Source organism: Wolbachia endosymbiont of Nilaparvata lugens (assembly GCF_007115045.1).
GTDB lineage: Bacteria > Pseudomonadota > Alphaproteobacteria > Rickettsiales > Anaplasmataceae > Wolbachia.
This window is the reverse complement of record NZ_MUIY01000002.1, coordinates 369,335-381,194: the sequence shown is the minus strand read 5'-3', so window position 1 is coordinate 381,194 and position 11,860 is coordinate 369,335. Positions and strand designations below refer to the sequence as shown.

Sequence of the window (11,860 nt, the reverse complement as noted above, 5' to 3'; positions counted from 1 at the left end):
CCTCCATTTTCTTGCAATAACAGTTCTTTATACTTTTCTGATACTACTTTCAACACTTATGGGAAAGACTCCTTGGGAAAAATATAAAGAACTGGAAAAAACAATTCCTTGTCTAAGTGAAATACAAAAAAATTATATCTCATCAAAAGAAACATTTGTCATGCAAAATTACAAACATAACCAAGAGTTAAAGTCACTTCAAAAATATAAAACCTCTTAACAGGTATTTCAAGTTCAGACTTGATCTGACAAATTAGTTGCAATAACCTCTATGAATCACACAAATAAAGCCAACCCTCCTGCTATTTCTTCTTACCCTGCCTTACAGTTCCTGCCCTTGATTCATTGCAACTTCAGTATTGCTATCTTTAAGTAAATTTGAAGGACTATTACAATAGTACATGACTGCAGCAGTAATTAGACAACAAACTCCAACTGCTATTCCTATCGCTAACATTCCTGAGTAAACTGCAATAGCTATTCCTGAAACAATTCCAGACATTGCAAATGCAGAAATAGCTACAACATACATTTTTGTATTTTGGGAATCTGATTGCATACCTTGTTTGCTATCGCTTGCTGAAACCTTTAGTAAAGATCTATCTTCAGAGAAATAAGGAGCAGAGTTACTACCACTATTCCCAAAGCTGCTTTGATTCTTTAGTATAATTTCTGAACGCTCTTCATCACCTTTAGGATTCGATGATTGAGACAATGTTGGATTTGACTTATTATCACTGATAGAATTCATCGATGAAGATAATTTTAACTGATAATCTTTTTCATACTCATTATCAGAAGAGATAGTATGTTCTTGTGTCAATATTTGTAGTTGACCGCTTATTGTGGAAGTACTTTTATTGCCTAGGTTATTAAGCTGTACACTCTTGGCTTGAACATTGTTATGTAGTGTTGTGTTTCCAGTGCTAGCGGCATAATGTAAAGGAGTTCGCACGTATTTATCCCTTGCATCAATATCTTCCTCTATTTTTATTAGAGCTTTTACTCCCTCTTTATCACCAATCTCAGCAGCATGAGAAGTATATCTATCTGTATTGACCTTTATCACGGGTGTTATTTTACCTACGAATTGAATGTTATCATTTCTAATACTTACTAAACTTTCCGGTTGTAATACTTGTGTAAAACTCTCTTGTATTACATGATCTTTACTTTCTTGTCCTAAAGCTGGCTTTTTAATAGTAGGAAAATTAGTAATATCATCAAAATTGAGAGTTATTGAATTATTTCTGGAAAGAAAAATTACGGCTTGTGATATCCCATAATTAAGAAACTTCTGTGCTATTTCACTAATATTATCAGCAATAAACTCTACTGAAAGTCCAGCAGCATTCTTTTTGCGAAATTTGTTAAAAATTTTAGCACTAACATGAAGAGTAGCTTGTTGAGTATCCAAAGTTGCAATATGCAAATCTCCTGCATTTTCTGTTTTGGTAACGGCATCTCTCCTACTATAATCTGTACTTGCTATAAGCTCTTTTTCATTACTTGAAACAAGTATCTGTTCAGGAATTTCTAAAGTGTTATTGCTACAAGCTTTTTCAGCATTCATTTGCTGATTCTTATCACTTTGCACTGCGATTTGTAAATTATTATCACCTAGAGATAAATTCGTTGAAAAAAGTTCAGCTGTTGTTAAATCTTGCTCATTAGTTACTGGTTTTGGCTGTATACTTTCTTTAATCATAGAAGATGCTTGCTCAGCAGATTGAATAGAGGCTTGCTTTTTCTGCTTAGTACCAGCTAATATCACAGCAGTATCACTCTTATCGTCTTCACTTTCAGATTCACTTAACAAAACTTCTGATTCTACACCTTGTTTATTATTGCTTGCTGACACCTTTAATAAAGGTTGCTCTTCGGAAGAATAAGAGTTACTATCAATGTTTTCAAAGTTGCTTTGACTTTCTGGTATAGTTACTGAACATTCCTCATTATCTATATGATTCGATGATTGAGATGATGTGAGATTTGACTGATTACTACTGATAGAGTCCATTGATGAAGACAAATTTAACTGTTCATCTTGCTTATACTCATCAGCAACATATTCTTGTAACGACGTTTGCAGTTGACTACTTACTGTGGAGGTACTTTTATTCCCTAGGGTATTAAGCTGTACATTATCGGCTTTAATATTATTTGTTTTAACATTATCATGTGATATTATGTTTTCATTGTTACCTAATGCTCCATCTTCTAAAACCTCCTCTTGTGTTATTTCATGTTCATTACTATGATCCTTGAGATTACTATCTGCGCCTTTGTCTTTAATTAATTGTGCAGATGCTACAACTCCTAGTATTCCTGAGTAAACTGCAGAAGCTGTTCCTAGGAGAATTCTAGCTATTGCACGTACAGAAAAAGTTGCATTATTTTCCTGGAGTTGCTCAATACTTGGATTCTTGTTACTACCAGTATTCGTAAAGTTGTCTTGATTCTTTGGTATAGTTTCTGAAAGTTTTTCATCACCTTTAGAAATCGATAAGTGAGATGATGTTGGATTAGGTTGATTATCACTGATAGAATTCATTGATGAAGAGAAATTTAACTGATCATCTTTTTCTTCATCCATAGCTTGGATTGCTGCTTCTCTTAAGTTTTGTATATCTTTATTACTCAAATATTCAACAATTTCTCGATTGAAAGGACCTACTTCTCTATAAAAATGCATACTAATTATTTCACCTATATTTAAAGCATCTAATCTCTGCTTTCCTATCTTGAATTGACGTTTTAGATTACTACCATATATAGGAAATTCATTTTCATAGTTAAATTCTTCTAATTTTTTTTGTTTATCATTTTTTCTTATCAAACCTGCTAATTCATTAGCATCAGTTTCTTGCAACAATCTATACATGGTGCTACCACAAATGTTACCCTGTAATTTTTCTATTTCACCGCTACAATCATCCCAAAATTTAGATAGTTCAGCATTAGCATTAATAAAATCTGGTTTTATTCCATTAGAGTCAAAAAGCACAATATATTTGATTACAGATTCCTTCTTCCTTATATTTAATCGACGATTGTGAATAGCACAGTATAAGGGAGTATTACCTATGTTGTCTCTAGCATCAATAATAGCTCCACTTTGTAATAGAGTTGTAACTATCTCTGTATGACCATTCTCAGTAGCATAGTGTAGGAGAGTTCTGCCATTTCTGTCTTTTGCATTAATATCAGCTCCACTTTGTAATAGAGCTTTAACTATCTCTGAATGACCATTCTCAACAGCATAGTGTAGGAGAATGTAGTAGCTATTTTTGTTTCTTGCATTAACATCAGCTAAATGCAAACGAGTCTGTCGATTATATTTTGTTACACTAACGTCAGCTCCTGCTTTTATTAGAGCTTGTGCTACCCCTACATGGCCACTGCGAGCAGCAATGTGAAAGGAAGTATTGTTTTTGTCTTTTGCATTAACATCAGCTCCATTTTGTAATAGAACTTTAACTATTTCTAAGTGATTTAATAAAGCAGCAATGTGAAAGGAAGTATTGTTTTTGTCTTTTGCATTAACATCTGCTTGTTTGATAAGATATTTAACGTTATCTAAGCGATTACATACAGTAGCATTGTATAGGGGAGTTTTGCCATTTTTGTCTTTTACATTAATATTAGCTCCTTTGTCTAACAGAGCTTTCATTACACCTTGATTGCTACTTGTAGCAGCTATATGCAATAATGCAAATCTTTTTTTCTCTCCCATACATGGTACATCAAACAGATGATCTACATCAAAGCCTTTTTGTTTCCAATTTTGATACGTATCTTCATCTTGTTCCTGTAACTTTCCTTTTATTTGTTCAAATATATCACCTTTATTTGGGATTACTGCATCTAGTATTCCTTTCCACTGTTCTAATGTTAAAGTCATGATTTTTTCTATTGAAATAATATAATTTAATTATTAGGTATATAAGTAAAAAAAAGATCAAGATTTATTTATTTCTTTATCTTTTATGCAATATTATTAACAATTATTTTACTTTAGAAACGTACTAAAAATTAGCGTGATAAAAATTTTGAATGTTTACTTTTTCAAGAAATATAAAAAGATCGTATATTTGTGAGGACAAGCAGCGTAAAAACAAGGTTATGAAAATAGAAGATTTAAATTATTTCCATAAGCTTGGGCAAAACAGTTCGTATGTAGATTTAGTGAAAGTAAGCCAATATAGATGATTTTAGAGTATAATGAAATCACCATATTAAAAAGTTCGTATGTATCGAGTGGTAGACCAATGCATTCCAAAACGAAACGTTCTCTCACTAGCTGGTTTTGGGCGCTGGAAATGGTTTTAGTTTTTAGTGATACACGAAGTTGAATTAGTATTTAGAAATAGAAAGAGTACATTGTAGTAAAAAAATAGAAGTGTTTTTGCAAGTACTGGCTTTAGCTTTAAAAACATGAGCTATAATAAAATGCTAAAACATACAAAAAAGTTCTTGTTATGCTAATTTTATTAACCATAATGTAATTACTTATGTAATGAGTAGGGGGTATTATGTTAAATTTACCATATCTTGTAAGTCATTCATGGGAAAGTCCAGGATCTTCTAAGCAAATATCTGATCAATTCAGTTTAATAAGTGAGCAAGACGAAAATACACTATCGATGATTGGTTTAGATTTGCCAGAAGGTTTTACAATAGGGAAAGCTACTAATAAGGGAGATTGTTTCTTTCATGCAGTTGCACAGGGACTTAAACATATTAAACCTGATATGAACTTTACTGTAAGATCTTTAAGAGATATGTGTAAGGCATTTGCACAGAGTCAACTTAACCTTGACTCATCATGGCTTGTACAAGCTTTAAAAAATGATAAAAAAGACATTAATTATTATATTTCATTCATTGAGTTTACTGAAGATGATATGAAGAAAGGACATAAAGTAATAAATAAAGAAGTAGTGTTGACTACGTCTATGTGGGGTCTACCAGAGATTGAGGGAAGAATAATTTGTACAGCATATGATGTAAGATTGCATTTTATTGAAGTAGGTAAGACTTGTGATGAAGAAGATGTAATAACGCATCACATTATTAATAGGGAAGGTTACCAAAATGGTATAATCAATAGCGAGATTTTAAATAAGGAAGTTTACTATAGAAAAGATACTGTACATATAATAAATAAAGGGAGATTTCATTTTGAGCCAATCTTAAGAGGGACAGCAGAGCAAATGTTATCTTATTATTCTGATACCATGGATAGTGAAAAAAAATCGGACAGTGAGTTTGTTTGCTTTCAACAAATTTCCGAAGTAGAAATGAAGGATGTGATAGACAATCAAATAGACTATGAATATTATAAAGAATCTGGCTCTGATATGGAGGTATTGCCTGCTGAGTCAATAATAGAAGCAACAGTTGGCTATAAAGACAGATTATCTAATGAAGAGCTTCAATACAAACAAAGTCGTGAGCTTCAAGAGAGTCCAGTAAGTTCTAGAGTGGCAGACTCTTCATCTATAGACAGTGATAGTGTATGGCATAGTGCATTGACTAATTGTAGGTCAACGGTAGGAACGGCTAATGATACAGATCTTACAGATTATGAAATAGTGAAAAGAGCAGCTTTGTTTGTTAAGACTTTTGTTGAAAAATTCGAAAGAAAATTATCTGAATTTTCTGAAGAGGCAAAACCAGGTTCAAAAATAAAGAAAAAAGGCAAAATATTAGGTCAGGTTGATTCAATTGTGAAGAGTGCTGTTCCACCAGGTGTGCGAGTAATTCCTGATAAAGTAATTGAATTTATAGATTGTCTTTCTGCAAAAGAGCATAAGAAAAGAGCAAAAAGTGCTTCTGCAAAAGTTAGGTCTTTCGAAGATGAAACAAGAAAGATCTTAGTAGATGCTAGTTTGGAAATTTTTCAAAAATTTGAGAGGCAATTTACTAAGATCATGGATAATGATCAGTTATCTTGGGAGAGGGGGATTGAGAAGTTAGCAATAGATGCTGTAGATAGAGTAATGAATTATATTTTAGCTAATAAAGAAGTATTTTCCATTGATCTTGTAACTAAAGGTATTGTTTTAGGTGAATCAAAAAAGCAGAGCCTGTTTGCCTTATATTCTGGATATCAAGTGAAAGATAAGCAAAGTAATGAGATTTTAATAACTTCAAAAATATATGGAAATGCAGGAATAAAAAGAGAGTATACTGATGCTATTGATTATTATGAACCTAAGGAATGTAGTTATGCTAAAAAATGCGGCTATCGTCTTCCCTTTATATGGGAATTAGAAGAATGGGATAAAGAGATAGAATTAAGATATGTATTTACACAATCACTTGAAGAAAGAAATGAGTATATTTTAGATGAGGAAAAAAAGAGAAGATTGGCTAGTAGTATATTAGAAGAGATTAATGCAAACGATCCAATAAAAAGAAGAGATATAGAAGAATTGAGTGAAAAGGTGATGGAAATGTGTGGTAAAAAAGAAGATAAAAATACACATTTATTTGTCTTTAATCTAGGCCCATTATCAAAGTTATTCATAAAAAGGAGAAGGATGTTGGTAGATTTGGCCAGTATGCTAGACAAAGAAAGTCAAGAATTGGAAATGTCACGGACGGTCTTAATTAGTGGAGGACACGGGACAGGAAAAAGTGAATTGGCTAGAAGCTATGGGTATGATAGGAAGAATGGTACTTGGAAGAATATTATATGGATAGATGCCGAAACACCTAGTACTCTTTTATCTTCATTTCATAGCTTAGCTCAAGAATTAGAAATTTCTATAGAAAAAGGCAAAGGTATACAAAGAATAGATGTTAAGGTGAAAACTGAAATGCAACAAGAGAGGAAAATTAAATCTATTGTTGAAGATGTATATAAGAGTTTTCGAGACGCAAAAAGTCTTTTTATTTTTGATAACGCTAGTAATTATAAGGATATTGAAGAATTTTTACCATCTTATTTTTTTTCTTTGTTTATTGGTAAAGAAAAGCCTTACGTTTTCATTACTTCCTGTAGCAAGAACTGGATAGGAGAAATAGAAAAGATAGTGTTGGATAACGGATTTACTCTACCAGAAGCCATAGATTTTATAGAAACAGCCTTAGGCGTAGATGGTAGGTTATGTAATGCAGATTTGATAACAAAATTAGCAAAAACATTGCATTACCATCCATTGGCTTTGAAAGAAGCAACAAACCACATTAAGGAAGAAGGTGTTAGTATTAGTCAATACCTAGAACGCTATAATGAAAAAATGCAAAAATCAAATCTTGATGATTTAAAGGCGCAAAATATCTCCCCAGAGTTATTTATAACTTTGAAGGTCAATTGTGATAAAATAAAAGAAGAAAAAGATATTGGACAGCGGTCGAATGATATTTTAGCCTTTATGGCTTACTTGAGTCCTGGTAAAATTGATACAGCGGAATTTTTTTTCCAGGAGGAATCGGAAAAGGATCAGCAGAGTACTTCGGATGCACTTAATCTACTTGATAAATTCTCAGTGATTGAGTTAGAGGAATCAATAGCAAGAGTTCATATGGGAATACAAAAAACAATAAGATTAGAAAAAGAACAAGCAGGAACAGAAGAAGAAGTTTTAAGAAGAGTTATGACATCATTTATGGATAGTGGTACTACAAGTGTAAGTCACATTATATCTGCTTGGAGTCATGCAAGTAAATATGACAAGTTAGTTAATGAATTTATAGATTCTATTTATGATGGAGGTACTATCTTACATTTGCTAGCCAAAGATGGAAATGAGGAAGTTATTAAACTTATATTAGAGAAAGTAGATTCAAATAGATTAAGTAAGATTGTTAATGCTGTTGATAAAATGAAATTTACTCCTTTAGACTGTGCTGCCATGCATGGTCATTTAGGAATAGTTAAATATTTTATAGAGAAAGGAAGTGATTTGGATGGAGATCTTACCCCTTTACACTGGGCTGCTGTATGTGGTCAATTAGAAGTAGTTGAGTATTTTATTGACAATGAATATTGGGGGGTTGATAAGTTGAGTAGAGAGAGTGCTACTCCTTTACACTATGCTGTTATCAGTGGTAATATGGATATTGTTAAATATCTTGTAGAAAAAGGGGCCAATGTAAATCTACAGGATGAAAGTGCAGGGCCCTTGCATCATGCTGTTGAAGAGAATCGTTTAGATATTGTTAAATACCTTGTAGAAAAAGCAAGGGCTGATATGAATTTAAAGGACAAAGCGGATGGTATGAGCCCTTTACACTATGCTATTGTCAATGGTCATATGGATATTGTTCAATACCTTGTAAAGGCAGGAGTTGATATAAATCAACAAGATGAAAGTGCAGGGTTCTTGCATTATGCTGTTGAAGAGGATCGTTTAGATATTATCGAATGTCTTGTTACACACGGGGCTGATGTAAATCTAAAGGACAAAGTGGATGGTATGAGTCCTTTACACTATGCTATTAAAAACGATTTTTTAGATATTTCTAAATATCTTATTACACACGGAGCTGATGTAAATCTAAAGGACAAAGATAATATGAGTTCTTTAGACTATGCTAATAAAAGTGATAGATCAGATATTGTTAAATATCTTATAAGGAGAAAGGCTGTTGAAAATCTATGTCAGAAAAATGGTGTGAATTCTTTGTACTATGGTACTGAAAGTGGTAGATTAGATATTGCTAAATACCTTCTAAAGAAAAAGATTAGTATAATTTTAAATCAATCTGATGAAATTGGTATAAGTTCTTTCTACTATGCTAACTTGTATGGTCGCTTAGATAGTATTAAGTCCCTTATAATACGAAGCACTATAGTAGATCCACGGAACAAAGAAGATGTTAATTCTTTGCATCTTGCTGTCATATTTGGTTACTTGGATACTGTTGACTACCTTGTGACAAATGGGGCTAATGTGAATGAACAGGATAAAGAAGGTATGAGTCCTTTGCACATTGCTGTCGCATGTGGTCACTCAGATATTATTGACTACCTTGTGGCAAATAGGGCTAATGTAGATGAACAAAATAAAGAAGGCTTGAGTCCTTTGCACATTGCTGTTATTCATGGTCACTTAGGTAGTGTTAAGTACCTTGTAGAGAAAGGGGCTGATATAAATCTAAAGGACAAATATAGTATAAGTCCTTTATTGTATGCTCTTACTATTACCATTGACCGCCCAGATATTGCTTCCTGCCTTATTAAGTATTCTTCTTTTGTAGCGCAAGAAGTTAATGTGGAATCCGAATTCAAGAATCTTTTGCACAATAATGCTCCAGGTATTATTTATTACCCTGAAGCACAATCCTCAGCTTTAGACTTAAGAGTACAATCACATAAAAGACACCAGAAGAGATCTGCGTATTTCAGCAAATCTAATAAAAAAAGAAAATTAGAAGATGTAAATGAAACATCTAAGGAAAACACATCAAATATACAATTGCTTCAGGGTAGTCAAGATAACGTAAATCTACCATCAGACGTATCAATGCAATTTGAAGGTCTTTTGGGTAAAATGGAAAGTACGGTTAGTGTAACTAATAGGGCACCTATGTCTTCATTTAACAGAGTTGCTGTAGAGTCTGTGAATAACAAGAACTTACAAGCAGGTTAGTTTTATAATAAGCTATTTAATTTCATGAGGAGAATATTCAAAAAACCCGAGAAGTAAAATAATAAATTGATATAAAGAAAAGTTTGCACGTAAGGATTGGCAAAGCTTGGAAAGACTACATATGGCTGGTTTTTGGGTTTTAAATTGCATATGGTAATTAATGAAAAAGGTGAAATTCAAGGAGTTACAATGACTAAAGGTAACGTTGACGACAGAAAACCAGTACCAAAATTAACTGAAAAACTGACTGGTCTTTTGTTGGGTGATAAGGGCTATATAAAGAAAGAGCTCTTTGCAAAACTCTTCGATAGAGGAATAAAACTCGTTACCAAAGTAAAAAAAGGTATGAAAAACACATTAATGCTGCTTGAAGAAAAGATTTTTTTAAGAAAAAGGTCGATTATTGAAACAGTTTTTGGTTACCTCAAAAACAGACTTGATCTTGAGCATTCAAGACACAGGTCTCCAATAAATTTCTTGGTCCACATCTTTTCCACATTAGTTTCATATTCTATGAAGCCTAAAAAGCCCTCTATTTCTAGATTTTACTGTATTGATTAATCCGCAACTGGGGTTTGTAAGACTCAAATTGCTCTTGAAAGAGCGGATAAATTTTATCTACCACACAATACCTGCATGCCATATTATATCTACAAAGTGGATTATTTATTTCACTTATTTTTTCTTCAGTTAACATTCTTCCTAGAGTAGCAGTGTTTAACCTTGTACCTGACCAACAATTCTCATCACGAAATACGTTGTATAAGAATTGTAGTTCATCATCTTTAAGATATTCTACTTCTCCAGTATAGGTTTTTACCCATTTTTCGATAGCTAAACGCCTTCCGGCAGCAATATTAGAATCTGGATATTTAATGATATCCTGTAATTTCTTAAGTATTGTAGCATGGCGATCTGTCCATCTTGGCATTGTACCCCCTATATAAAAATATTTACTGCATTATGCAAAAGTTAGAATCAAATAGCAACACTAAAATTATCAAGGACAAGAAAAATTTTATGAAAAACATTTTTTATATTTAAATATCATCTATTTTGCACTTAACTGATGCGTAGAATTGGTGAGAAAATCAAATAGGCTATAGCGAGAATAGCGGAAGAGTTAGATGTAGGCTTTAATATATTAGAATAATGGATAAAGAAGTATAATAAGTTGAAAAGCGCTCTAAGGGAGCTACAGTACTTAAGCTTTTTCGTTGAGCTGTGAAATATCAGCTTGAGAAAGGCCTGTAGATTCAGCTATTAAGTCAACAGACACGCCAGCCTTAAGTAGGTTTTTGGCCACAGCTATTTTAGCTTGTTTTTCGCCCTCTTCCCTACCTTTTTCTGCACCAATTTTAATACCTTCCGCTTTACCTTTTTCCTGTCCGATTTGGATGCCTTCTTTCCTGCCCTTCTCTTCTCCAATTTGGATTCCTTCATGTTTAGCATCGTCGAGTTTTTGTTCTAAGATAGCAGCTTCTTTTTGTAAATCCATTACTCTTTCTTCATATGCTAATAAGTCCTTCTCATTCCAATGAAATTTATCTAACTCATCATATGCTAACTTTATTATTGGTGATTTTTCTGCTATTTTCCTTAAATCTTCATCAGTTGTTTCTTCTGCATATTTAAAGAAAAATAGCCAACGATCTACTACATTTTCTAGCTGCTCTTCTCTACTTTTGGGAAACTTTGGTAACTCAATGAAGATAAATTGAAAATCTTTCAAATCATGCTCATTAGTTTTTTCATCTCTTATGGTATGGCTAGATATATAATCAAGCTTATCAGGAAATAAATTACAATTAGAAATAGCAATAAAGAAAACCTTCTTTAAATCAATGTACTTACCACCTTTATCAGCCTGCCTCGAGTAAGCCTTAGCAGCGTAAAGTTGAGCGCGTTTTTCAAATCCTTTATCACGAGCGAGTTGCATTTCCGCAATATATCTATTTCCATATGAATCCTTACAAAGAACATCAACAATGCTTTGTTTATCAGAAGCAATCTCAGGATTCATAATGGTGCTGAGAAACTCAACATCTTGAATAACGTTGATTCCAGTAAAGCCTAAGATATCGTTTAGAAAGTGAATAAGGATATTCTTATTTTTTTCAGTACCGAAGATTTTCTTAAATGTTAAATCAAGCTTAGGATCTAAAAATTTTGAAAGAGCCATGACGAATTAACCTAGAAAGCATTAATAATTATACACAATTGTGAAGAAATATTCAACTAAAATTCAAACATAG

Annotated in this window: 4 protein-coding genes and 2 pseudogenes; 3 read left to right on the top strand and 3 right to left on the bottom strand. The window is 32.6% G+C overall.

All coding sequences use genetic code 11. The features are described from left to right. Positions 1 to 220: pseudogene (locus BWZ41_RS07710) on the top strand (hypothetical protein); the annotation flags it as partial. 102 nt (positions 221 to 322) lie between these two features. On the opposite strand, the gene BWZ41_RS07500 reads toward BWZ41_RS07710, so the two are convergent. Continuing rightward, positions 323 to 3,904 carry an ankyrin repeat domain-containing protein gene (locus BWZ41_RS07500; protein ID WP_143689942.1) on the bottom strand — a complete coding sequence of 1,194 codons (3,582 nt, stop codon included), beginning with the start codon at positions 3,902 to 3,904 and terminating at the stop codon, positions 323 to 325. Positions 3,905 to 4,535: 631 nt separating this feature from the next. Between BWZ41_RS07500 and BWZ41_RS07495 the strand changes: the two genes are divergently transcribed. Both BWZ41_RS07495 and BWZ41_RS07490 read left to right on the top strand, forming a co-directional pair. Then, positions 4,536 to 9,605: an ankyrin repeat domain-containing protein gene (locus BWZ41_RS07495; RefSeq protein WP_143689941.1), complete on the top strand. Its 5,070-nt coding sequence runs from the start codon at positions 4,536 to 4,538 to the stop codon at positions 9,603 to 9,605. A 93-nt stretch (positions 9,606 to 9,698) separates the two neighbouring features. Then, positions 9,699 to 10,166: pseudogene (locus tag BWZ41_RS07490) on the top strand (IS982 family transposase); the annotation flags it as partial. Here BWZ41_RS07490 and BWZ41_RS07485 read toward each other — a convergent pair. Next, entirely contained in the window at positions 10,144 to 10,536 is a 393-nt protein-coding gene (locus BWZ41_RS07485; RefSeq protein WP_143689940.1) for a hypothetical protein, read from the bottom strand. The pseudogene BWZ41_RS07490 and the gene BWZ41_RS07485 overlap by 23 nt on opposite strands. 273 nt (positions 10,537 to 10,809) lie before the next feature. Next, a complete protein-coding gene (locus BWZ41_RS07480; RefSeq protein WP_143689939.1) occupies positions 10,810 to 11,787 on the bottom strand; it encodes an Rpn family recombination-promoting nuclease/putative transposase in 978 nt (325 codons plus the stop codon). Positions 11,788 to 11,860: the final 73 nt, after the last annotated feature.